Annotated in this window: 16 protein-coding genes and 5 tRNA genes; 16 read left to right on the plus strand and 5 right to left on the minus strand. The window is 49.8% G+C overall.

Features of this window, described 5'->3' with window-relative positions; all coding sequences use genetic code 11:
* Nucleotides 1-47: 47 nt before the first annotated feature.
* The gene (gene rep / locus AC6R10_RS03595; RefSeq protein ID WP_500671473.1) at nt 48-2,063 is read left to right on the plus strand and encodes a DNA helicase Rep; all 2,016 of its coding nucleotides are present in this window, start codon (nt 48-50) and stop codon (nt 2,061-2,063) included.
* A gap of 113 nt (nt 2,064-2,176) precedes the next feature.
* On the opposite strand, the gene AC6R10_RS03600 is transcribed toward rep, so the two are convergent.
* The gene (locus tag AC6R10_RS03600; RefSeq protein WP_500671474.1) at nt 2,177-2,590 is read right to left on the minus strand and encodes a c-type cytochrome; all 414 of its coding nucleotides are present in this window, start codon (nt 2,588-2,590) and stop codon (nt 2,177-2,179) included.
* Between the two features lie 313 nt (nt 2,591-2,903).
* Between AC6R10_RS03600 and AC6R10_RS03605 the strand changes: the two genes are divergently transcribed.
* The 10 genes from AC6R10_RS03605 (at nt 2,904) to AC6R10_RS03650 (ending at nt 10,817) form a co-directional block, all read left to right on the plus strand.
* Nucleotides 2,904-2,980, plus strand: a tRNA-Arg gene (locus tag AC6R10_RS03605).
* Between the two features lie 36 nt (nt 2,981-3,016).
* Nucleotides 3,017-3,092 (plus strand) — tRNA-His (locus AC6R10_RS03610).
* 4 nt (nt 3,093-3,096) lie between these two features.
* A tRNA-Pro gene (locus AC6R10_RS03615) sits at nt 3,097-3,173 on the plus strand.
* 94 nt (nt 3,174-3,267) lie between these two features.
* Nucleotides 3,268-3,343: transfer RNA gene (locus tag AC6R10_RS03620), tRNA-His, on the plus strand.
* A gap of 3 nt (nt 3,344-3,346) precedes the next feature.
* Nucleotides 3,347-3,423, plus strand: a tRNA-Pro gene (locus AC6R10_RS03625).
* Between the two features lie 872 nt (nt 3,424-4,295).
* Nucleotides 4,296-6,011 carry a dipeptide ABC transporter ATP-binding protein gene (locus AC6R10_RS03630; RefSeq protein WP_500671475.1) on the plus strand — a complete coding sequence of 572 codons (1,716 nt, stop codon included), beginning with the start codon at nt 4,296-4,298 and terminating at the stop codon, nt 6,009-6,011.
* Between the two features lie 91 nt (nt 6,012-6,102).
* Nucleotides 6,103-7,653 carry an ABC transporter substrate-binding protein gene (locus tag AC6R10_RS03635; RefSeq protein ID WP_334555459.1) on the plus strand — a complete coding sequence of 517 codons (1,551 nt, stop codon included), beginning with the start codon at nt 6,103-6,105 and terminating at the stop codon, nt 7,651-7,653.
* Nucleotides 7,654-7,803: 150 nt separating this feature from the next.
* A complete protein-coding gene (locus AC6R10_RS03640; protein ID WP_334555460.1) occupies nt 7,804-8,781 on the plus strand; it encodes an ABC transporter permease in 978 nt (325 codons plus the stop codon).
* A 1-nt stretch (nt 8,782) separates the two neighbouring features.
* Complete coding sequence (locus AC6R10_RS03645; protein ID WP_500671476.1) at nt 8,783-9,721, plus strand: ABC transporter permease; 939 nt, start codon at nt 8,783-8,785, stop codon at nt 9,719-9,721.
* Nucleotides 9,722-9,884: 163 nt separating this feature from the next.
* On the plus strand, nt 9,885-10,817 hold the full coding sequence (locus AC6R10_RS03650; protein ID WP_500671477.1) for an SPOR domain-containing protein: 933 nt from the start codon (nt 9,885-9,887) through the stop codon (nt 10,815-10,817).
* A 43-nt stretch (nt 10,818-10,860) separates the two neighbouring features.
* Here the strand turns inward: AC6R10_RS03650 and gorA are convergent, their stop codons facing one another.
* Both gorA and AC6R10_RS03660 read right to left on the minus strand, forming a co-directional pair.
* Nucleotides 10,861-12,216, minus strand: coding sequence for a glutathione-disulfide reductase (gorA, locus tag AC6R10_RS03655; protein ID WP_500671478.1), 1,356 nt, complete (start codon nt 12,214-12,216; stop codon nt 10,861-10,863).
* A gap of 95 nt (nt 12,217-12,311) precedes the next feature.
* Nucleotides 12,312-13,151: a 23S rRNA (adenine(2030)-N(6))-methyltransferase RlmJ gene (locus tag AC6R10_RS03660; RefSeq protein ID WP_500629609.1), complete on the minus strand. Its 840-nt coding sequence runs from the start codon at nt 13,149-13,151 to the stop codon at nt 12,312-12,314.
* Between the two features lie 284 nt (nt 13,152-13,435).
* On the opposite strand from AC6R10_RS03660, the gene prlC reads away from it, so the two are divergent.
* Both prlC and uvrD read left to right on the plus strand, forming a co-directional pair.
* The gene (gene prlC / locus AC6R10_RS03665) at nt 13,436-15,478 is read left to right on the plus strand and encodes an oligopeptidase A (protein WP_500671479.1); all 2,043 of its coding nucleotides are present in this window, start codon (nt 13,436-13,438) and stop codon (nt 15,476-15,478) included.
* 154 nt (nt 15,479-15,632) lie between these two features.
* Complete coding sequence (gene uvrD / locus AC6R10_RS03670; protein ID WP_500625325.1) at nt 15,633-17,804, plus strand: DNA helicase II; 2,172 nt, start codon at nt 15,633-15,635, stop codon at nt 17,802-17,804.
* Between the two features lie 827 nt (nt 17,805-18,631).
* On the opposite strand, the gene AC6R10_RS03675 is transcribed toward uvrD, so the two are convergent.
* Both AC6R10_RS03675 and rarD read right to left on the minus strand, forming a co-directional pair.
* Nucleotides 18,632-19,303, minus strand: a complete 672-nt coding sequence (locus tag AC6R10_RS03675) for a LysE family translocator (RefSeq protein WP_500671480.1) — start codon at nt 19,301-19,303, stop codon at nt 18,632-18,634.
* Between the two features lie 10 nt (nt 19,304-19,313).
* A complete protein-coding gene (gene rarD / locus AC6R10_RS03680) occupies nt 19,314-20,243 on the minus strand; it encodes an EamA family transporter RarD (RefSeq protein ID WP_500671481.1) in 930 nt (309 codons plus the stop codon).
* Between the two features lie 152 nt (nt 20,244-20,395).
* Between rarD and recQ the strand changes: the two genes are divergently transcribed.
* From recQ to AC6R10_RS03695, 3 genes are all read left to right on the plus strand, one after another.
* Nucleotides 20,396-22,231: an ATP-dependent DNA helicase RecQ gene (gene recQ, locus AC6R10_RS03685; RefSeq protein WP_500671482.1), complete on the plus strand. Its 1,836-nt coding sequence runs from the start codon at nt 20,396-20,398 to the stop codon at nt 22,229-22,231.
* Complete coding sequence (locus AC6R10_RS03690) at nt 22,224-22,538, plus strand: DUF3630 family protein (RefSeq protein WP_487903361.1); 315 nt, start codon at nt 22,224-22,226, stop codon at nt 22,536-22,538. Before recQ ends, AC6R10_RS03690 begins: the two co-directional genes overlap by 8 nt.
* Before the next feature lie 256 nt (nt 22,539-22,794).
* On the plus strand, nt 22,795-23,463 hold the full coding sequence (locus AC6R10_RS03695; RefSeq protein WP_500629613.1) for a 7-cyano-7-deazaguanine/7-aminomethyl-7-deazaguanine transporter: 669 nt from the start codon (nt 22,795-22,797) through the stop codon (nt 23,461-23,463).
* The last annotated feature ends 103 nt before the right edge of the window (nt 23,464-23,566 follow it).

Raw genomic sequence — 23,566 nt, forward strand, 5'->3', positions numbered from 1 at the left:
CATAAGCGCCATTCCACTCCCTTTGAGCAATGCAGATTGAGCCGACAATGAAGCTGAACCCAAGACAAGACGAAGCCGTTAAATATGTCTCCGGACCTTGCCTAGTACTCGCGGGTGCCGGGTCAGGTAAAACGCGTGTGATCACCAATAAAATCGCGTATTTGGTTCAGCAATGTCAGTACAAGGCACGCAATATTGCAGCGGTGACCTTTACCAATAAAGCGGCCCGCGAGATGAAAGAGCGCGTCGGTCAGACGTTGGGTAAGCACGAGTCCAAAGGTTTGATGGTGTCGACCTTTCATACCCTAGGTCTCAACATCATCAAGCGTGAGTACAAAGCGCTAGGGCTCAAGGTCGGCTTTTCGCTGTTTGATGATCAAGACCAAATGGCGCTGCTAAAAGAGCTCACAGAAAAGCAGCTTGATGGGGATAAAGATTTGCTGCGCCAGTTGCTCAGCGCGATCTCTAACTGGAAGAACGACATGCTGACGCCCGATCAGGCCAAGGCACAGGCACAAGGTGAGCAGCAACAGCTGTTTGCGTTCTGCTTTGAGATGTACCAAAAGCAGATGAAGGCGTACAACGCGCTCGATTTTGATGATTTAATTTCGCTGCCCGTGCTTCTTCTTCGCACCAATGAAGAGGTGCGCCAGCGTTGGCAAAATCGGATTCGTTATCTGCTGGTGGATGAGTACCAAGATACCAACACCAGTCAATATGAGTTGGTCAAATTGATCGTCGGCGAACGTGGTCGCCTGACTGTGGTGGGTGATGACGACCAATCTATTTACTCTTGGCGAGGGGCGAAACCGCAAAACTTGGTCTTGCTTGGAGAAGATTACCCAAACCTGCGCCTGATTAAGCTGGAGCAAAACTATCGCTCGACCAGTCGCATCTTGCGCGCGGCCAACATCTTAATCGCCAACAACCCGCACGTGTATGAAAAGACTTTGTTTTCGCAAATTCCTGATGGCGAAAAACTCAAGGTGTTGATGGCGAAAGATGAAGACAATGAAGCGCAGCGTGTGACTGGTGAGTTGATCGCCCATAAGTTTCTCAACCGAACGGACTATCGTGACTATGCGATTTTGTATCGCGGTAACCACCAATCGCGCTTGATAGAAAAGTCGCTGATGCAAAACCGAGTGCCCTACAAACTCTCAGGAGGCACCTCCTTTTTTGCTCGCGCAGAAATCAAAGACATCATGGCGTATTTAAAAATTTTGGTGAACCCAGATGACGACAACGCTTTTCTGCGTATCGTCAATACGCCGCGACGTGAGATTGGTCCGGTGACGCTCGAGAAACTGGGCAGTTATGCCAACATGCGTGGCAAGAGTCTGTTTGAAGCCAGTTTTGAAATGGGGCTGGAGCAGCACCTAACGGGCAGAGGGTTAGAAAACTTACGTCGCTTCACCACCTGGTTGGTGAAGATTGCCGATCAAGCAGAGCGGGGCGATACCGTCAGTGCAGTGCGCTCACTGGTGCGTGATATCAACTACGAAGATTGGCTGTACGAAACCTCCTCGAGCCCGAAGGCCGCAGAGATGAGAATGAAGAACGTCTCCGATCTCTACTCTTGGATTGTGGCGGATCTTGAAGGCGACAACTACGACAAAGAAGAGAAGAATCTCAAAGAGGTGGTTCAGCGTTTGACGCTACGCGACATGATGGAGCGTGGCGAAGAAGATGACGACAGTGATGCGGTACAACTGATGACGTTACACGCATCAAAAGGCTTGGAGTTTCCTTACGTCTATTTGATTGGCGCCGAAGAGGGTATCTTGCCGCACCAAACCAGTATCGATGAAGACAATGTCGAAGAGGAGCGCCGTTTAATGTATGTGGGAATTACGCGCGCGCAGCGAGAGCTCACTTTCACCATGTGTAAAGAAAGACGTCAGTTTGGCGAGCTGATCAAACCGACCCAGAGCCGTTTTTTGGATGAACTGCCGTTTGATGACGTGGAGTGGGAGGTCAACAAAAAGCCGCAAAGCGCAGAAGAGCGAATGGCGAAAGGCCAAGCCCACATTGCCAACCTAAGAGCGATGTTTAAAAAATAATTCGTTGATAAAAAGATAAACAAAAAAGCGGCTCACCCTAAAGTCAGCCGCTTTTTCATTTCTGCTTGTAGAGAACGCTCTACAAAAATGAGGTATGAAAATAAGAGGGCGGGTTATAGCCCTTCAATCATATGCTCGATCGCCGCGATGATTTCATCATCTGAACAGTCCATACATGAACCACGTGCAGGCATAGCATTGAAGCCGTTGATGGCATGATTCGCGAGAACATCTTTACCTTGAGCGATACGTGGCGCCCAATCATCCGCGTTACCTGTTTTCGGTGCGCCGCTCACGCCTGATGCGTGACATGCAATACAGAAGGTGCCATACACAGTGGCACCATCACGAGGGCCACTCGGCTCTGCCACGACAGGCTCGGCACCGGCTAGATAAACTTCACCAACAGGTTTAATGCGCTCAGCAATGGCATCGTATTCTTCTTGGCTTACGCTTGCTGCGATCGATGCGCTGGAAAAGGTGACAGCGGCGATAAGAGCCGTTAATAATTTTCGAGACATATCCATTAAACTCACTTTACATTCCTGAAGGTAAGTGCGTGCTTACCTATTCTATTAATGTGGCATTGAGCTAAGCAGCATCAAAGGGCGTGTAAAATGCAGATAATGCTGTTAAATCAATGTAAATAATGGGTGATTATATCCTGATAACTTGTTGCAATAAACAACAAGATAACCGCTTCCACAAGGTTATCTAATGGGAAATAGGGGTTTATCACACTTTAATTGCCCAAAAAGGCGTCAAACGAGAAAAAAACTTGAAAAAGTACTAGACGCCCTAGTGTGATATACGTATTATTCCACTCCGCCGATAGGGCATGCGCCCGTAGCTCAGCTGGATAGAGCGTTGGCCTCCGGAGCCAAAGGTCGAAGGTTCGAATCCTTTCGGGCGCGCCATTTGCCTCGGAGGATGTATCGGTAAAAAATATTGTGGTGGCTATAGCTCAGTTGGTAGAGCCCCGGATTGTGATTCCGGTTGTCGCGAGTTCAAGTCTCGTTAGCCACCCCATTCTCGGTGAATAGCGCAGCTTGGTAGCGCATCTGGTTTGGGACCAGAGGGTCGGGGGTTCGAATCCCTCTTCACCGACCACTTATTTATACGATTAGGCAATCGCGTGATCGTTTGTTCTTATCACCGCGTAAGAACGACAACGGCAAGAAGCCGGTTGAAGCAAAAATTGATGGTGGCTATAGCTCAGTTGGTAGAGCCCCGGATTGTGATTCCGGTTGTCGCGAGTTCAAGTCTCGTTAGCCACCCCATTTCGGTGAATAGCGCAGTTTGGTAGCGCATCTGGTTTGGGACCAGAGGGTCGGGGGTTCGAATCCCTCTTCACCGACCACTTTAGAAAGCCTCGCTAGTATTAGCGGGGCTTTTTTACATCTTGCGATCACCGATTTGTGCACATATCGGGCCGGGGTCTGGAAGCCCAGTCGCATCGAATCTCTCTTCACCGACCACTTTAGAAAGCCTCGCTAGTATTAGCGGGGCTTTTTTACATCTTGCGATCACCGATTTGTGCACATATCGGGCCGGGGTCTGGAAGCCCAGTCGCATCGAATCTCTCTTCACCGACCACTTTCAAAAAGCCTCGCTAATCATAGCGGGGCTTTTTTGCATTTCAGCTTTATGTTTTGTCCAATCCTCCCACAACCCACAACCCACAACCCACAACCCACAACCCACAACCCACAACCCACAACCCACAACCCACAACCCAGATACTTACTCAATCACTGCTCTGCTACGTTCCTTATTCCCTACCACCATTTCTATGGTATTAGAGTGATTATTCAATTCATTACACCACTAACGTGATTGATATCTAGTTTTTGATCTCGATAAAAATAATCTCACTGGTTATGTGTGTTATTTTTGTTAACTGAGTAGTCTGAATAATGGGTGAATAACTATGCCTTGCGGCTTCTTGTTGCCCCTGAAAGTTTCGCAGTGAAAGTGCGCCAAAACTGTGCAAATGACGGCCAAAATGCAGCAGGTCCGATCAATGCATCGTATCGCTAAGGTGCATAGATATTTTGTTAAGCTGCTTGATATTTGTGCGTTCTCAACTTTTTATCCTAAGATTGTTGATTTTCTGTGAATTTTTTGCCAAATTGATGACCTTGTAAATTGCCGGAATACTGATCCGGCTTTTTGAATGGATTCACTTTTCAGACAGGGCAGAAGGCTGCCGCAGCAGTAGAGGTCTGGTTAATGGCACTTTTAGAAGTCAAAAATCTTCGTATCGAATATCCGTCACGTCACGGCGTACACGCAGCGGTCAAATCGCTTTCTTTTAATATAGAGAGAGGAGAGATTGTTGGCGTCGTTGGCGAATCGGGTGCCGGCAAATCCACCGTAGGTAATGCGGTGATCGACTTACTGAGCCCTCCGGGTCAGGTCGCAAGTGGTGACGTCTATCTTGATGGGGAGAAGATCTCCGGATTGACACCAGAAAAAATGCGCAAAGTGCGCGGGTCCAAAATCGGTTTTATCTTCCAAGACCCAATGACCTCTCTTAATCCACTATTTACGGTTGAGCAGCAACTTACCGAGACCATTCATGCCAATATGAAGGTGTCGGACGACGAAGCGTATCAACGTGCATTGTCATTGATGAAGCAAGTGGGGATTCCTCAGCCAGAAAACCGTCTTAAACAATACCCGCACCAGTTCTCTGGTGGTATGCGCCAGCGCGTGGTTATCGCGATTGCGCTTGCCGGTGAGCCTGATTTAATTATCGCTGATGAGCCAACGACGGCCTTGGATGTGTCGATTCAAGACCAAATCCTCAACTTGATTCGCGAATTGTGTATCAAGAATAACGTCGGCTGTATGTTGGTGACGCACGACATGGGCGTGGTATCGAACGTCACCGATCGCGTGGCGGTGATGTACCGTGGCGATTTGGTGGAGTTTGGCCCGACGAACAAAGTGCTAGGCGACCCCGATCATGCTTACACGCGCAGCTTGATTTCTGCCGTGCCTCGTTCGGATATCAAACTCGATCGTTTCCCTCTGGTGAGCTACATCGAGGAAGCGAAAGAGATGAAGCCACTGGATGTCAAAAATCACTGGTTGGGTCAAAGCCAAGATCAGCGTGCTTATTCGGGCTCTTTGTTGACGGTCGAAAACGTCAACCTGCGCTTTGTCACCAAAGACTCTTTATTTGAAAGCCGCCGAGAGTACGTTCAAGCATCGAACAATGTCAGTTTTGAAGTGTTTGAAGGTGAGACGTTTGGCCTAGTGGGTGAGTCTGGTTCAGGAAAGTCGACCATTGCGCGCGTGATTGCAGGTCTTTATCAACCGAACTCGGGCAAAGTGTGCTTTGAGGGTATTGACCTCACGGCGATGACGTCAGAGAAACAGCGTCGTCCGCTGCGCCGTCAAATGCAGATGGTGTTCCAAAACCCTTATACCTCGATGAACCCTCGAATGAAGGTGTTCGACATTATTGCCGAGCCGATTCGTTTCCATAAGCTGACCAAGAATGAATCAGAAACACGCCAGATCGTTAACGATCTGTTGGATCATGTTGGTTTGGGCCGAATGGCTGGGGTGAAGTACCCGCACGAATTCTCAGGTGGTCAGCGTCAGCGTATTTCGATTGCGCGCGCGCTGGCGACTCGTCCACGTTTGCTGATTTGTGATGAGCCGACGTCGGCGTTGGATGTGTCGGTGCAAGCGCAAATCCTCAACTTATTAAAAGATCTCCAAGATGAGCTCAATCTAACGATGCTGTTTATCAGCCATGACTTGCCTGTCATTCGTCAGATGTGTGACCGTGTTGGGGTGATGCAAATGGGGACACTACTTGAAGTGGCACCCACTGAGCAGCTGTTTAACTCACCACAGCATGAGTACAGTCAACAACTGATTTCTCTGATGCCAGAGTTCACCGGCTTAAGAGATGAAGTAAAAACGGCCTAAAGCCGTATACCTTGCCCAACGCGGTTTTGTTGGGTAGCTAAACAGAAGCAAATACAACAACTAGGGATGAATCCCGCATAAGGAGTTATGCATGAAAACCATGAAAAGCAAACTAGCAGTGGCTTTGATGGCAGCAGGCTTAAGTTTTGCCGCCGCTGCAGCAGATATTACTGTCGCTTATGACGCTGACCCTGTGTCGCTTGACCCACACGAGCAGCTATCAGGCGGTACTCTGCAAATGTCTCACATGGTGTTTGATCCGCTAGTTCGTTACACACAAAAATTGGATTTTGAACCTCGTTTGGCTGAGAAATGGGAACGTGTCGATGACACGACATTCCGTTTTGAGCTACGCAAAGGCGTGAAATTCCACTCTGGTAACGAGCTAACGGCGGATGATGTGGTTTGGACGTTCGAGCGTCTGAAAAATTCTCCAGACTTTAAAGCGATCTTCGAACCGTACGAGAAGATGGTGAAAGTGGATGACTACACAGTGGAATTGGTGTCTAAAGGCGCTTACCCACTGGTTCTACAAACCGCGACTTACATTTTCCCAATGGACAGCAAGTTCTATTCTGGTCAAACAGAAGATGGCAAAGACAAAGCGGAAGTGGTGAAGCACGGCAACTCGTTTGCTTCGACTAACGTATCTGGTACGGGTCCGTTTATCGTGACGTCTCGTGAGCAAGGTGTGAAAGTCGAATTTAAACGCTTTGCGGATTACTGGGATACCACAACAGGTAACGTTGACAAGCTAACGCTCGTGCCAATCAAAGAAGACGCAACACGCGTGGCTGCGCTACTTTCTGGTGACGTTGATATGATTGCGCCAGTTGCACCAAACGACCACAAACGTGTTCAAGACGCGAAAAACATCGATCTTGTGACACTGCCTGGTACTCGTATCATCACGTTCCAAATGAACCAAAACAGCAACGAAGCATTGAAAGATGTTCGCGTTCGTCAGGCGATCGTTCATGCGATCAACAACGAAGGCATTGTGGACAAAATCATGAAAGGCTTCGCAACGGTTGCGGGTCAGCAAGGTCCTGAAGGTTATGCAGGCTACAGCGCGGATCTTGTGCCACGTTTCGACCTGAAGAAAGCGAAAGAGCTGATGAAAGAAGCGGGTTACGAGAAAGGCTTTACGTTGACAATGATGGCGCCAAACAACCGTTACGTGAACGATGCGAAAATCGCTCAAGCGGCGGCGGCAATGCTGTCTAAGATTGGCATTAAAGTTGACCTGAAAACCATGCCAAAAGCGCAATACTGGCCAGAGTTTGATAAGTGTGCGGCAGACATGCTGATGATCGGCTGGCACTCAGATACCGAAGATTCTGCAAACTTCTCTGAGTTCCTAACCATGACGCGCAACGAAGAGACAGGTAAAGGTCAGTACAACTGTGGTCACTACTCAAACCCAGAGCTTGATCAATTGGTTGAAGCGTCAAACGTAGAAACGGATCCAGCGAAACGTGCACAAATGCTACAGAAGGTGGAAACCATCCTGTACAACGATGCGGCGTTTGTTCCTCTACACTGGCAAAACCTAGCGTGGGGCGCGAAATCTAACGTGGACATCGCACCTATCGTTAACGCAATGGACTTCCCATACCTTGGCGACCTAGTGGTCAAGTAATGAGAGTCTCTCGCTCTCTCTAATGGGAGAGCGAATTTGGCGCTTTGCTTTGTTTCAGTCGGGCAAAGCGCCATCATTAAGACTGAATTTTGCGAGCAGATCCCTCTGCTTTAGCAAGGCTGAAATCCATGGAAAGTTAAGGGGCAAGGAATGTTTTCGTTTCTGGTCAAGCGCCTGTTTCAGGCACTGATAGTGATGTTTGTGATCAGTCTAGTGGCGTTTGCCATTCAGGATAACTTAGGTGATCCACTGCGTGAGTTGGTGGGCCAGTCTGTTTCAGAGGCGGAGCGCCAAGCGCTGCGTGATGAATTAGGCCTGAATGATCCCTTCATTACCAAATATTCTCGTTTTGTTGGCGCTGCGCTACAAGGCGATCTCGGTACATCGTACTTCTTCAAGCGTCCTGCAGTGGACGTGATTCTCGATAAGCTGGTGGCGACGTTAGAGTTGGTGTTTGGTGCAACGATGATCATCATCGTTATGTCGATTCCTCTTGGCGTGTACTCGGCGATACATCCAAAAAGTTTCTTCACTAAAGTGGTGATGGCAGGTAGCAGTATCGGTATCTCGATTCCGGTCTTTTTGACGGCGATTATGCTGATGTATGTGTTCTCCATCGAACTTGGCTGGCTGCCTTCCTATGGTCGCGGTGAGACGGCGAACTGGCTCGGCTGGGAGTCTGGCTACTTTACTTTAGACGGCTTAGCGCATCTGATCTTGCCGTGTGTGGCTCTGGCTTCGATCATGTTGCCATTGTTCATTCGTCTGGTTCGCTCTGAAATGCTGGAAGTGCTGAGCTCGGAATACATCAAGTTCGCTAAAGCTAAAGGCTTGGCGATGAACAAAATCTATTACCAACACGCACTGAAAAACACCATGCTACCGGTGTTGACTGTGGGTGGGGTACAAATCGGTACCATGGTGGCGTACACCATTTTGACGGAAACGGTGTTCCAGTGGCCTGGGATGGGTTTTCTTTTCCTTGAAGCGATCAACCGAGTCGATACACCTTTGATTACGGCGTACGTAATTTTTGTTGGTCTTATCTTTGTGGTGACCAACACGATTGTCGACTTACTCTACGGCATCATCAACCCAACGGTTAATCTGACAGGAAAAGGAGCATAACATGAGTCAAACAGCCGCAGCTCCTTCTCATTGGGAGCGTTTCAAACAGTCTGATTTCTTGTACTACTTCAAGCGTGATAAAGTCGCGATGACAAGTTTCAGCATTTTTATGATTTTCTTGATTGTCGCGATTGCCGCGCCCGTGCTTGCGCCAAGCGATCCGTATGATTTGTCATCGATTGATATTATGGACTCAGAGCTGCCTCCATCGTGGATGGAAGGCGGGGAAGAGCGCTTTGTGCTTGGTACCGACGAGCAAGGCCGTGACATCCTATCGACCATCTTGTATGGCTCACGCTTGTCTCTCACCATCGGCTTCTTGGCGGTGGGTCTGCAACTGCTACTTGGCATCGTGATTGGTCTGTCTGCGGGTTATTTTGGCGGTCGTATTGACAGCTTTTTGATGCGTTTTGCTGATGTGCAGCTGTCGTTCTCAACCATGATGGTAGCCATCATTGTCTCTGCTATCTTTAAAGCCAGTTTCGGCAGTGACTTTTACAGTCAGTATGCGGTGATCATGCTGGTGGTGATCATTGGTGTCGCTGAATGGCCGCAATATGCGCGGACGATTCGTGCATCGGTGTTGGCAGAGAAGAAGAAAGAGTATGTCGAAGCGGCACGTGTGATGGGCTTTAAAGCGCCACGTATCATGTTCCGTCATATTTTGCCGAACTGTTTGTCACCCATCTTGGTTATCTCAACCGTTCAGGTGGCGAATGCGATCATGTCTGAGGCGGCACTCTCTTTCCTAGGCTTAGGTTTGCCGGTTGATCAGCCGTCATTGGGTGCGTTAATCAGCATTGGCTTTAACTACATCTTCTCCGGTGCATGGTGGATTACCGCCTTCCCAGGCATTGTGTTGGTGACACTGGTATTGGTCATCAACCTGTTGGGTGACTGGTTACGTGATGTATTTAACCCCAAAATTTACAAAGGGTGATCTAAGCCTAAGATCTGACTACAAAAACATCACTACACTAAGAGCCGTAACCGATTACGGCTCTTTTTTTGCATTCATCTTTTTTCAACAGTGTATGGTTTACCCTAGTGGCGTGGATTAGACGCCCGGTTTTAGGCGAAAGAATAAGGGATTGGATATCATTATGGCAGTCAAGCCGAAACGACCCATGTTACCGCTTTTGAGTGTTGCCGCGTGGCTCACTGTCTCCTTGTCGACCAGTTCAGTCAGTGCTGAAGAATTTCTCTGTGATGCCACACAGGCCTCAAATACCGAGTTGCCAGTGCTCGATGCGGCCTGTCCTATCGGTAATGGCCTGTGGGGCACCAAACCTAAGGGCAGTGAATCGAGTTTTTGGATTCAGTGTGGTGTCTTCAGCCAACCGTTATCATTGGATAAAGCGAAGGTGCTGTACCAGCATATTTCCACTGATGTGTGGGCAAAACCAGAAGGCAAAGGGGTACGCTGCTTAATTGGCCCGTACGATGAGTTTGCCAAGGCGCGCGCAGATCTTGCGAAGGTGAAAAGTGAGCCCGGCTACAAAGAAGCGTTTATTCGTGAAGTTGTCAAAGGGGCACCGCCGAAAGCCTCCGCCGCTAAGCGTAAGACTCAGCCTGTCGAAAAAGCCAAACCCTCACCTAAATCCACAGCAAAAACGCAGACTCAACACACCACGGTACTGCCTGCGCCGATGCCCTTAAAAACAGAGTCAGCGAATGTCGAGAGGGCAAATAGCGAGCCTCAAGATGAAATCCTTATCCGACTATCCGCGAGCATTAACGGCGTAGAGTACAAGGTGCCTTATACCATGTTTGGTAATGATCAGTTCTATATGGAACATGGCTTGCCGTGGAATCGCATGAACTATGAAGACGCCTACAAAACCTGTTATCGCTTGGGAATGCGTCTTGCCAGTGAGCAAGAGTGGCAAAATCTATTGGCGGCTGAACATATGGGCCCAAATAAGTGGCCGATGCATTTGCCCTACTGGGGAAGCGGACGCACCGGACTCTTTGCCAGTGGCAAGGTCAACCAGTTAAAAGGTACCTCTCTGCTTAATGTGATGTGTGTGAAATAAAAAAAGGACGCTAAGCGTCCTTTTTTTGTTAAAAACCAATGTCTTATCTCATCGTAACGAATTCTTCGCTACCCGTTGGATGAATCGCAACCACAGAGTCGAAGTCAGCTTTGGTGGCGCCCATCTTCATTGCTACGCCGAAGCCTTGAATCATTTCGTCCACGGTAAAGCCAATGCCATGTAGACCGACTACGGTTTCTTCTTCTCCCGCACACACGAGTTTCATTTTGCATGGCTGACGGTGCTGAGTCACTGCGGTGTACATGGCGGTAAAGCCAGAAGTGTACACTTTTACATTCTCTTTGCCGTACTTCTTTTCGGCTTCTTGGGTGGTTAAACCAATGGTGCCGATCGGTGGGTGACTAAATACCACGGTCGGGACAAGGTTGTAATCCATCTTAGCGTTTGTTTTACCGTTGAATAGACGCTCAGAGAGTTGGCGACCGGCTTTAACTGCCACTGGCGTCAGTTCGATGCCTCCTTCCATAATGTCACCGACACAGTAGATACCCGGCACGTTGGTCGCTTGGAACTCATCGACTTTGATGTAGCCACGCTCATTGGTTTCAACACCGGTTGAGGCGAGATTGATCGCGTCCGTGGCAGGATGACGGCCGATAGCCCAGATCAACTGGTCAACGTTGTGTGTATGACCGTTTTCAAGGTGAAGGGTCAGGCTGCCATCGGCTTCTTTCACCACTTCTTTTGGAATGGAGTGAGTGTGCAGTGCTGGCCCTTCAGCTTCCATCACTTCTACCAAGGTCTCGATGATCATTGGGTCAAAGCTGCGTAGCGGCGACTCTTTACGAACAAACAGGTGAGTTTCCGTGCCGAGAGCGTTAAGCACACCCGCAATCTCGACGGCAATGTAGCCAGCGCCAATCACCGCAACGCGTTTTGGCTGCTCAGCAAGCTCGAAGAAGCCGTTTGAGTCGATGCCGTATTCAGCACCTGGGATGTTAGGAATGGTTGGACGACCACCAACGGCAATCAGGATATGATCAGCGGTGTAGTGCTCGCCATTCACTTCGACGGTTTTCTCATCAACGAATTTCGCAAAGCCCTTGATGACGTTAACTTTGTTGTTGCCCAATACGCGGTCGTAAGATTGGTGGATGCGGCCAATATACGCTTGGCGGCTTTCGACCAGCTTGCTCCAATCGAAGCCTTTGACATCGATGTCAAATCCGTAGTCTTCGGCATAAAGGTTCATCGCATCTGCGATTTGCGCTCCGTGCCACATCACTTTTTTAGGGACACAACCAACATTGACACAGGTACCGCCTAGGTCTTGAGCTTCAATTAGGGCTACTTTTGCACCGTACATGGCCGCGCGGTTCGCTGATGCGATGCCGCCAGAACCACCACCGATACAGATATAGTCAAAATGAGTCGCCATTACTTTCTCCAAATTTTTTTAGCTGATTATTATGTATATGAGGATGAACTGGTTGAACTCAATCCATCTCAGCGAAATGTCTGATTGTGCCAAGGCTACTCAGGAACAATCCAATCGACTTTCCAGTGGCCAGTGACGGGGGCAATTGCCTCCTTGAGGAAAGGCAGAATGTCGTTCATGTCGCTTTCCAATGTCCAAGGGGGATTGATGACAATCATCCCAGAGGCCGTCATGCCGCGCTCATTGGTATCTGGAGAGACGCCAAGCTCGATTTGCAAGATTTTACGAATCCCGAGTCCTTCTAGACCTTCAATCATATCTTCAATGTCGCAGCGGTTGACCACAGGATACCAAATCGCATAAATCCCGGTAGCCCAGCGCTTATAACTTTGTGCTATAGCCTGAACCACATCGCGATATTCTTTGGCTAGCTCATAGGGTGGGTCGATAAGCACTAGGCCGCGGCGCTCTTGCGGCGGCAAGCTGGCTTTGAGACGCTGGAAACCATCCTCTTTAAAAATGCTGACTTGGCGATCACGATGAAACTCTTGTTGCAGCAATGGGTAGTCACTAGGGTGAAGTTCGGTCAGTAGCATGCGATCTTGTGGGCGCAGGTGGGCGCGGGCAACGCGTGGTGAGCCAGGGTAGTAGCGCAGTCCTTCACCGTTGTTTAAGCTCGTGATGGCATCAAGATAGCTCTGAATCGCCGCTGGTCTCTCACTTTGTGCCCATACCCGTGCGATGCCTTGCTTGTACTCACCCGTCTTTTCTGACCATTCGTGGGTCAAATCGTAACGACCAACACCGGAGTGCGTGTCGTGATACACAAACGGTTTGTCTTTGTTCTTGAGCGAGTTAAGGATCAGGCTTTGCACAATGTGTTTAACCACATCGGCATGGTTACCTGCGTGAAAACTGTGACGATAGCTTAGCAAAACGGTTCTCTCTAAATGGCCCTAGGCCATAGTTATTTCCCAAAAAGCGATGTGGGAGAGTATAACCGCACCGACGCCGGGCTGCTTGTCTTTCTCTGCGCCTTTGTCGGCTAGGTAAACAAAAAGTCGTGACTTGCCGATTGGTGCTCATCTAACGCGAATATCGTAAGAATTGGCAACAACTTAGCGGTCGGTGACTATTGAAAAAGTCCTCTCGGGGCACTATCTATTCTATAAGAACCGACGAACATCTCAGCTCGTCTGCCAACAAAAAAGGAATGCTTATGTCTAACCCATTGCTGACGTTTACCGATCTGCCGCCTTTTGCTCACATCCAACCAGAACATGTGAAACCAGCAGTTGAAGACGCGATTGCTGCGTGCCGCGCTAAAATCGACCAAGTACTGGCCGGCAACGACGCACCGACTTGGGAGAGCGTGATTGCGCCCATTGAAGAGGTGGATGACCGTTTAAGCCGCATTTGGTCGCCAGTGAGTCACATGAACTCTGTGGTCAACAGCGATGAGTTGCGTGAGGCGTATGAAAGCTGCTTGCCGCTATTGTCGGAATACGGCACTTGGGTAGGTCAACACAAAGGGCTGTTTGATGCCTACAAAGCGATTAAAGCCAGCCCAGCGTTTGCGACTCTAACGCAAGCACAAAAGAAAACCATCACCGATGGCCTGCGTGATTTCGAATTGTCTGGTATTGGTTTGCCGGCTGATCAGCAGCATCGTTATGGTGAGATCAGCAAGCGTATGTCAGAGCTGGGCTCAAAGTTCTCGAACAACGTCTTAGATGCGACCATGGGTTGGAGCAAGCACGTCACCGATGACGCAGAGTTGGCAGGCATGCCAGAGTCGGCGCTCGCCGCTGCGAAAGCCGCTGCGCAAGCGAAAGAGTTAGATGGCTATCTGCTCACCCTCGATATTCCTTCCTACTTGCCAGTGATGACCTACTGTGACAACCAAGCGCTGCGCCAAGAGATGTATGAAGCCTACGTGACGCGCGCGTCTGACCGCGGCCCGAAAGCGGGAGAGTGGGACAACAGCGAGATCATCAGTGAGCTGCTCAAACTGCGCTACGAAGTGGCGCGAATGCTGGGTTTCAATAACTACAGTGAAAAGTCGCTTGCAACGAAAATGGCGCAGAGCCCTGAGCAAGTACTTGGCTTCCTCAATGACTTAGCCGCGAAAGCGAAACCACAAGGTGAGCGTGAAGTGGAAGAATTGCGCCAGTTTGCTCAGCAAGAATTTGGCGTTGAAGAGCTCAACTTATGGGACATCGCTTACTACAGCGAAAAACAGAAACAGCACCTGTTCCAAATCTCAGATGAAGAGCTGCGTCCGTACTTCCCTGAATCCAAAGCAGTCAGTGGTCTGTTTGAAGTGCTCAAGCGTGTATTTGGTATGCGTGTTGAGGAGCGCCAAGGCGTGGAAACTTGGCATGAGTCGGTGCGCTTCTTTGATATTTTCGATGCCAATGACACCTTACGTGGCAGCTTCTATCTCGATTTGTACGCCCGTGAACACAAACGTGGCGGTGCGTGGATGGATGAGTGCCGTGTGCGCCGCATCAGCGCCAACGGTGAGCTGCAAACCCCAGTGGCCTACTTGACCTGTAACTTCAATCGTCCGGTGGGTGATAAGCCAGCGCTGTTTACCCATGATGAAGTGGTGACCTTGTTCCATGAGTTTGGTCACGGTATCCATCATATGTTGACTCAAGTGGACACAGGTTCGGTGTCGGGCATCAACGGCGTGCCTTGGGATGCGGTGGAACTGCCGAGTCAGTTCCTGGAAAACTGGTGCTGGGAAGAGGAGGCACTGGCCTTCATTTCTGGTCACTACGAAACCGGCGAACCTTTACCCAAAGCCATGCTCGATAAAATGCTGGCCGCGAAAAACTTCCAGTCCGCGATGTTCATTCTTCGCCAGCTAGAGTTTGGTCTGTTTGACTTCACTTTGCACACTGAATTCGACCCAGAGGTTGGTCCACGTGTTCTTGAAACCCTGGCACAGGTCAAAGCGAAAGTCGCGGTACTGCCAAGCTTAGAGTGGAACCGCTTCTCACACAGCTTTAGTCATATCTTCGCAGGTGGATACAGCGCGGGATACTACAGCTACTTGTGGGCCGAAGTGCTGTCATCAGATGCGTTCTCGAAGTTTGAAGAAGAGGGGATCTTTAACCCGCAAACGGGTCAGAGCTTCTTGAATCACATCTTAGAGATGGGCGGCAGTGAAGAGCCGATGGAGCTCTTTAAGCGCTTCAGAGGCCGTGAGCCAGAGATTGATGCCTTGTTGCGTCACGCAGGGATTGCCGCATAACACGGTCGCATCACAACGCTGCATTACACGGGAAACAGGAGGCCAAGCGCCTCCTGTTTTTCATCGTGCTTTTTCTGGTTTTTCTTCTGAAATGGCAAGGCTGTTTAGGTTATAATCATTTTTCATGTATAGATAACCAGTAGCCGAGTCCCCCATGGATCCTTCTTTACTTCTCGACGGTCTCAACGACAAACAGCGCGAGGCTGTTGCCGCTCCTTTAGAAAACCTGCTTGTGCTGGCTGGCGCCGGAAGTGGTAAAACCCGCGTGCTGGTCCACCGAATTGCGTGGTTGATGTCTGTGGAGCAAGCGTCGCCGTTTTCGATCATGTCGGTGACCTTCACCAACAAAGCCGCGGCGGAGATGCGTGGCCGAATTGAAGAGTTGATGATGGGCAGCGCATCGGGGATGTGGAACGGCACGTTTCATGGGATTTGCCACCGCATTTTGCGCGCGCACTATCTAGATGCCAAACTGCCCGAAGATTTTCAAATCATCGACAGTGATGATCAGCAGCGCCTATTGCGCCGATTAATCAAAGCGCAAAATCTGGATGAAAAACAGTGGCCACCGCGTCAAGTGGCTTGGTGGATCAACGGTAAAAAAGATGAAGGCCTGAGACCGGCGCACATCGATGCTTACCACGATCCCATTACCCAAACCTATCTACAAATTTATCGAGCTTACCAAGAGTCGTGCGATCGCGCCGGCTTGGTCGATTTTGCTGAAATTTTGCTGCGTGCCCATGAGCTATTGCGTGATAAGAAGCACATCCGCGAGCATTACCAAGCGCGCTTTAAGCATATTCTGGTCGATGAGTTTCAAGACACCAACAACATTCAATACGCTTGGCTGAGAATGATGGCTGGCCCAGATTCGCACGTGATGATCGTCGGCGATGACGATCAGTCCATCTACGGTTGGCGCGGGGCGAAAATCGAGAACATTGAAAAGTTCACCCAAGAGTTTCCAAGCGTCAATACCATTCGTCTTGAGCAGAACTACCGCTCAACCAAAACCATTTTGCAAGCGTCCAACGCGCTGATCGCCAACAACACTGAGCGTATGGGCAAAGAGCTGTGGACGGAGGGCAGTGAAGGCGAGCCTATTTCTGTCTACTCGGCGTACAACGAGCTTGATGAAGCGCGTTTTGCGGTCAACAAAATTAAAGAGTGGCAAGAGAACGGCGGGGCGCTGGTGGATGCCGCGATGCTTTACCGCAACAACGCCCAATCACGTGTTCTGGAAGAAGCCTTGATTCAAGCTGGGCTCGCATATCGCATCTACGGCGGCATGCGCTTCTTCGAGCGCCAAGAAATCAAAGATGCCTTGAGTTACTTACGATTAATGGCCAATCGCAATGATGATGCGGCGTTTGAGCGAGTGGTGAACACGCCTACCCGTGGCCTTGGTGATAAAACCCTGGAAACCATCCGTTTTGCTGCCCGCGATCAAGGCTGCACCATGTGGGAAGCGAGCGTACGTTTACTGGAAGATAAAGTTCTTGCTGGCCGCGCTGCTGGTGCCTTAAGCCGCTTTGTGGAGTTGGTGAATGCGCTGGAAGATGACACCCTAGAGATGCCATTGCATGAGCAAACCGACCATGTGATCAAATACTCCGGTTTGTACGCCATGTACGAACAGGAGAAAGGTGAGAAGTCCAAGGCACGCATAGAGAACTTGGAGGAGCTGGTCACTGCAACTCGTCAATTTGAAAAGCCAGAAGAAGCGGATGAGATGACGCTGTTAACGGCATTTTTGACCCACGCTGCACTCGAAGCGGGCGAAGGGCAAGCGGATGAGTTTGACGATGCGGTGCAATTAATGACGCTGCACAGCGCCAAAGGGTTGGAGTTTCCTCTGGTGTTTATGGTCGGTGTTGAAGAGGGGATGTTCCCAAGCCAGATGTCTGCAGAGGAAGCAGGGCGACTCGAAGAAGAGCGTCGTCTGTGTTACGTCGGCATGACTCGTGCGATGCAAAAGCTCTACATTACTTACGCCGAAATGCGCCGATTATACGGTCAAGACAAGTACCACAAACCGTCGCGCTTTATTCGTGAGCTACCCGAAAATTGTTTGGACGAAGTGCGAATGAAAGCGCAGGTCAGTCGCCCGACCAGCAGTGGTCGCTTTAGCCAAACGGCGGTCAAAGAGAACTTCAATGAAACGGGCTTTAGCCTTGGCTCGCGAGTGATGCACCCTAAATTTGGTGAGGGGACCATCATCAACTTTGAAGGCAGTGGCCCGCAAAGTCGCGTTCAGGTTGCCTTTAATGGCGAAGGGATCAAGTGGCTCGTCACCGCTTACGCGAAACTCGAAAAGCTCTAATCTGCCCCATCGACCCTAAGTTCCTAGACATACTCCCCGAGTACCCCTCTAGGAACTAGGCACTAGAACCTAATCACTTTCTTCACACAAAGAAAAACCCCGAGGGCTTGCGCCCATCGGGGTTATAGTCTTACTCGCAGCAATCCGGCTACTAAAAGTGCTCCATGCATCAAATCCTTGATAGTATGCTGACGTCCTTCAGCGTAGTCCTTTCATCGCCATCCTAGCGGTGTCCTTGACCCTATCCTGGTCTACTAACGTTCCTCGTTAGTTCACTTCGCTTGTTCCCTGAGCGGTGTCCCTTTCATCATCCTGATGATCGTTCCATGCCTCGTCCAGAGGTGTCCATTTCCCATCCTTAGTAGTAACCATCCTAGCTACTATTGCGTCCGTTCAATGTCCAATTTGCTTTCCGTGCCGATTACTCATCCTAAGCAACCGTATCTTCATCCTGAAGACCACCGAATCCGTGGTGATTTCCTGTTCCGTGTCAGCATCCTTCCGACAGACTTCATATTAAGACTTTGGCGAAGTTCAGCAACGTCAGAAAAACGATAAGAGGCAAAAAAAATTGACGAAATTTCACACATATCAAGTTAAAACAATGGGTTATGATTTTTAATTGATAATTTTCTTAGACAAAAAGAGAGTTTGACTCACTCGCTTGTGAGAGATCTCGCACAAGATGTCTGGACGATCGCCGATCATTGACGAGAAACTGATTGTGATCGAGCGCAACTTTTTGCTCTAAGATGCGTTGGAAGTGAATAAATAAACAAAAAATGGCCGTTATGGCCATTTTTTATGAGTGGTTATTCTGAGCAGAGCTAAAAGAGCATTGCGATGGCGTTAGTTGATTGCCATAAAATGCCAAGGCCGATGCCGCTGAACATCAGACCGCATAATGCGTCGATGTAGAGGCTCAATGATTTCAGTTTTCGCTGCATACGCTGCGTTGACAGCATCCAGGCCAAGAAGGAGAACCAAGCGAGCGAGAGGCCCCATAAAATCAACAGTGCAGCGCTTTTGCCGCCCAGCGACATACTGGCAGGCACCAGACTGGACATCAAACTGACAAAAAAGACCAACGCTTTGGGGTTGAGAATATTGGTCGCAAAGCCTTTAGAAAAGGCGTGACGCTTGTTGACCAAGAGTGCTTGTTCAGAGGAGGCATCATCTTGCGCTGCGTTCTGCGAGGATTGAATGCGCGCCCATGTCCCCTTTAGCGCGCCTACGCCGAGGTATAAGAGGTAGCTACCGCCGGCAAGTTGTACGAGCGAAAACAGGGTTGGCTGCTGATGCACCAGATAGCTCACCCCGGTCAGGCTGAGCAGCGAGTGCAAGAGAATGCCGAAAGAGAGGCCAAGCGCGATAAAAAATCCGGTCTGGCGCCCGTAACGGGTGGCATTTTGCACCACAAGCGCAAAGTCGGGGCCCGGGCTCATTAAGGCGATGAAATGAACCGTCGCTAGAGTGGCAAGTAAAGTGATCTCATTCATGTTGGTAACGTTAGGCTTGTTTGGTGTTTAACAGTTTGGCGGCGCGGCGGCTTTGGCGGTTGGTTTTTAAACCGTCGAAGCTAAATACGACCAGTGCGCCCCAAATAAAGGCAAAGGTGATGGCTTTGTCTGGTGTAAAGGCTTCGCCATAGACAAGCACGGCGAGCATAAACATCAGGCTTGGGCCTATGTACTGGAAAAAACCCAGGGTTGAGAGTTTTAATCGTGTCGCGGCGCCCGTAAAGCAGAGCAGCGGTAGGGTAGTGATGACACCCGCAGCAACAAGGAGCAGATTGAGATCTAAGGGGTTCTGGCTCAGGTTCGAGGTGGCGGAGTCGGCAATCCCGATAAGATAGAACGCAGCGGCAGGCAGCATCACCAAGGTCTCGATAAACAATCCCGTTTGCGCATCTAAGCTGACTTTTTTACGCAGCAAGCCATAAAAACCAAAGCTCATCGCCAGCGCTATGGCGACAATCGGTACCGAGCCAAACGCAACCAGCTGGACCAGTACACCACAGGCGGCGAGTGCGACAGCAAACCACTGCAATTTTCGCAGGCGCTCACCGAGAAACAGCATGCCGAGCACCACATTAATTAACGGGTTGATGTAGTAGCCAAGACTGGCATCAAGCATATGATTGGCGTTCACCGCCCAGATGAAAATCAACCAGTTGGCCCCAACCAAGGTCGCCGTGGTGATGAGGTAGGTCATTTTCTTTTTGGATGTCAGCACGTCGCGTACGGTCTTCCAACCTCGGCTGAGGTGAATCAGTAGCGCTAACAGGAAAAAAGACCAGACAACACGGTGACTTAAAATCTCAAGCGCAGAGACCTCACTAATGGTCTTAAAGTAAATTGGCGCGATTCCCCACATGGTGTAGGCACCAATCGCAAGGAGGATACCTTGCCGCGCGCGTTGCTGTTCGTCGGTTGTCATTGGATGATTCTCAACACAGAATTATGAAATCAAACGAGTAGTATACGAATAGGATTGAGAATCACCTAGCACTTTGCAGTTTTATTCACCGCTATTCCCAACTACAATAAGCGCTCGATTTTTCCATCCCATTTATCCCAACAGAGAGCGTAATGACAGCCACACTGATCGCGCAGCAACCTGATTCTATCGAAACCGCTCAGAGCGTCTTGGAAAAGGTGTTTGGTTACCACGAATTTCGAGAAGGTCAACGTGACGCGATTGATACCGCGCTAGCCGGTCAAGACAGCTTAGTCATTATGCCAACAGGCGGCGGTAAGTCACTGTGCTATCAAGTGCCGGCACTGCTTAAAGAGGGACTGACCTTAGTCATCTCGCCTTTGATTTCCTTGATGAAAGACCAAGTGGATCAGTTGAAAGCCAATGGTGTCGCCGCTGAGTGTATTAACTCGACGATGGCGAGAGAGGCGCTTACCTCTGTTTACAATCGCATGCACTCTGGGGCACTTAAGCTGGTCTATGTCTCGCCGGAACGTGTGTTGATGCGCGATTTTGTCGAGCGCTTAGAGAACTTGCCGCTAGCGATGATTGCCGTGGATGAAGCGCACTGTATTTCCCAGTGGGGACACGACTTTCGCCCGGAATACGCCGCGCTAGGTCAGTTGAAGCAATGGTTTCCACAGGTTCCTGTGATGGCGTTAACGGCAACCGCTGATGAAGCGACGCGCAGCGATATTACTCACCGTTTACAACTGAACGAGCCACACATCTATTTGGGCAGTTTTGATCGACCGAATATTCGCTACACGCTAGTGGAAAAGCACAAGCCGGTCTCACAAATCGTGCGCTTTTTGGATGAGCAACGCGGTCAATGCGGCATCATCTATTGTGGTAGCCGTAAAAAGGTCGAGATGGTGACCGAAAAACTGTGCAATAACGGGCTGCGCGCCGCCAGTTATCACGCAGGGCTAGACGCCGACGAGCGCGCCTATGTACAAGAAGCCTTTCAGCGCGATGATATTCAAATAGTCGTCGCCACGGTCGCGTTTGGCATGGGGATCAATAAGCCTAATGTGCGCTTTGTGGTCCACTTTGATATACCGCGCAATATTGAGTCCTACTATCAAGAAACCGGCCGTGCAGGTCGAGACGGCTTACCAGCAGAAGCCATGATGCTCTATGACCCCGTTGACATCGGCTGGCTGCGTCGCATGCTCGATGAAAAAGAAGAGGGGCCGCAAAAGCAAGTCGAAGCGCACAAACTGAACGCCATGAGTGCGTTTGCACAGGCGCAAACTTGTCGCCGCCAAGTGCTGCTCAACTATTTTGGTGAGTATCGACAAGAGCCTTGCGGCAACTGCGATATCTGCCTCGATCCGCCAAAACATTTCGATGCCACGGAACAAGCGCAAAAGGCACTCTCTTGTGTTTACCGGGTCAATCAAAGCTTCGGTATTGGTTATGTGGTGGAAGTGCTGCGCGGCATGCAAAACATTCGTATTCGAGAAAACGGTCATGACCAACTCTCGACGTACGGACTTGGGCGCGAGAATAGTCACGACTACTGGGTGAGTATTTTCCGACAGTTGATCCATAAAGGACTGTTAAGCCAAAACATCACACGCAACTCGACGTTGCAATTAACCGAAGAAGCGCGCCCACTACTCAAAGGTGAGCGCACATTGGAACTAGCCGTCCCTCGGTTAGACACCGCGGCGCGCGCTGCACGTTCGGATAAGCTGGCGAATAAACACTACGATAAGAAGCTGTTTGCTAAGCTGCGTAAACTAAGAAAGTCGATTGCTGATGAAGATGGCTTGCCACCTTACGTTGTTTTCAGTGATGCGACCTTGATGGATATGGCGGAGATCTTGCCAACCTCTTACGGCGAGATGCTGGCAGTGAATGGCGTTGGTCAGCGCAAGCTGGAGAAATATGCCGATCCTTTCCTTGATTTGATTCAGGAGCATTTGACGCACCATGGCTAATGAGCACAGCGAGTTTGGCTTGATTGACTATCAAGCGGATCAGGGGCGATTGATTTTGCGTACGCCTCGATTTGATTTTGACACCTTTCCAGAGTTGGCCGAGCGTTTGGTTGGCCTACTGTCGGCCAAGGTAATAGAGAAACAGTGGGATGCAGACATCCACACTTGGTTGATTGATTTTGAAGGCTGCCAGTTGGTGCTCAGAGCGGAACACTACAGTGAAAGTGTTTGGCTAGAATCCTTGGTGGTTGAGCAATCTCAGCCGGAGTGTGATTTTTTAGCTGCGCTGTTTGAACGTGGTTTTTAACGGCCAGATTTTTCACTTCCTGCCTACTAACGAATAGTGATGGGCGCTGAAGTGGCTGATGCATCGCCGAAATCGGTACGTGAACGATTGCCTTTGGCTGGGCGCTTGCGGCGCGGGTTGGTTAATGTATAATCGCCGGCCGTGATAATGGCAGGGTGCCATTATTGAGCATAGACATTGTTGGTCTGAGCCACTTCATGATGAAGAGGTTCAATTTGGGTTCCCTCACCCCCAAACCAAACTAAAAAGGTATCGTATGAATCACTTTACTCCTGCGCAGCAGCGCAAAGCCCTTTTTCTGTTAGTTCTGTTCCATTTGGTTATCATTGCATCGAGCAATTATCTCGTGCAGCTGCCCTTTACGGTTATGGGTTTTCATACCACTTGGGGCGCGTTCACCTTTCCTTTTATTTTTCTCGCCACGGATCTCACCGTCCGTGTCTTTGGCGCGGCATTGGCACGTAGAATCATCTTCTTGGTGATGCTGCCGGCCTTAGCAGTTTCGTATGCGTTGTCTGTCCTCTTTTTCGAGGGGCAGTTTCAAGGCATCGCTCAGCTTGGCGAGTTCAATCTGTTTGTTGCGCGTATCGCGGTCGCCAGCTTCATGGCCTACTTGCTTGGACAAATCCTCGATGTGCACGTGTTCAATCGTCTGCGCCAGTTGAAGCAGTGGTGGGTGGCGCCGACCTGCTCGACCTTGTTTGGCAACGCACTTGATACCATCGCCTTTTTTGCGATTGCGTTTTACCAAAGCCCAGATCCGTTTATGGCTGAGCATTGGACGGAAATCGCGCTGGTGGACTACGGCTTTAAACTGGTTATCAGTCTTGGCTTGTTCGTGCCTATGTATGGGGTGCTGCTGAACTACTTGGTTAAGAAGCTGACCGCCGTGAACCCAGACTTTAAAGTGGTGGGTGCTAACTAGCATTTTTGCATGGTATCGATGGTTCTGATGAGAGACATCGATCTGCGGATAAAAGAAAACCCGAGGCGATAAGTCTCGGGTTTTTTGATCTCAGCGCTGCTTT

The organism is Vibrio sp. R12-SG2-ISO1, from assembly GCF_059834045.1.

What these genes read in the sequence shown, in the direction of transcription:
- AC6R10_RS03630 (WP_500671475.1), top strand. Translation starts at nt 4,296, where the DNA reads ATGGCACTTTTAGAAGTCAAAAATCTTCGTATCGAATATCCGTCACGT.
- recQ (WP_500671482.1), top strand. Translation starts at nt 20,396, where the DNA reads ATGACAGCCACACTGATCGCGCAGCAACCTGATTCTATCGAAACCGCT.
- AC6R10_RS03695 (WP_500629613.1), top strand. Translation starts at nt 22,795, where the DNA reads ATGAATCACTTTACTCCTGCGCAGCAGCGCAAAGCCCTTTTTCTGTTA.
- AC6R10_RS03645 (WP_500671476.1), top strand. Translation starts at nt 8,783, where the DNA reads ATGAGTCAAACAGCCGCAGCTCCTTCTCATTGGGAGCGTTTCAAACAG.
- AC6R10_RS03640 (WP_334555460.1), top strand. Translation starts at nt 7,804, where the DNA reads ATGTTTTCGTTTCTGGTCAAGCGCCTGTTTCAGGCACTGATAGTGATG.
- AC6R10_RS03650 (WP_500671477.1), top strand. Translation starts at nt 9,885, where the DNA reads ATGGCAGTCAAGCCGAAACGACCCATGTTACCGCTTTTGAGTGTTGCC.
- gorA (WP_500671478.1), bottom strand. Translation starts at nt 12,216, where the DNA reads ATGGCGACTCATTTTGACTATATCTGTATCGGTGGTGGTTCTGGCGGC.
- AC6R10_RS03690 (WP_487903361.1), top strand. Translation starts at nt 22,224, where the DNA reads ATGGCTAATGAGCACAGCGAGTTTGGCTTGATTGACTATCAAGCGGAT.
- AC6R10_RS03600 (WP_500671474.1), bottom strand. Translation starts at nt 2,590, where the DNA reads ATGGATATGTCTCGAAAATTATTAACGGCTCTTATCGCCGCTGTCACC.
- prlC (WP_500671479.1), top strand. Translation starts at nt 13,436, where the DNA reads ATGTCTAACCCATTGCTGACGTTTACCGATCTGCCGCCTTTTGCTCAC.
- AC6R10_RS03635 (WP_334555459.1), top strand. Translation starts at nt 6,103, where the DNA reads ATGAAAACCATGAAAAGCAAACTAGCAGTGGCTTTGATGGCAGCAGGC.
- AC6R10_RS03675 (WP_500671480.1), bottom strand. Translation starts at nt 19,303, where the DNA reads ATGAATGAGATCACTTTACTTGCCACTCTAGCGACGGTTCATTTCATC.
- uvrD (WP_500625325.1), top strand. Translation starts at nt 15,633, where the DNA reads ATGGATCCTTCTTTACTTCTCGACGGTCTCAACGACAAACAGCGCGAG.
- rep (WP_500671473.1), top strand. Translation starts at nt 48, where the DNA reads ATGAAGCTGAACCCAAGACAAGACGAAGCCGTTAAATATGTCTCCGGA.
- rarD (WP_500671481.1), bottom strand. Translation starts at nt 20,243, where the DNA reads ATGACAACCGACGAACAGCAACGCGCGCGGCAAGGTATCCTCCTTGCG.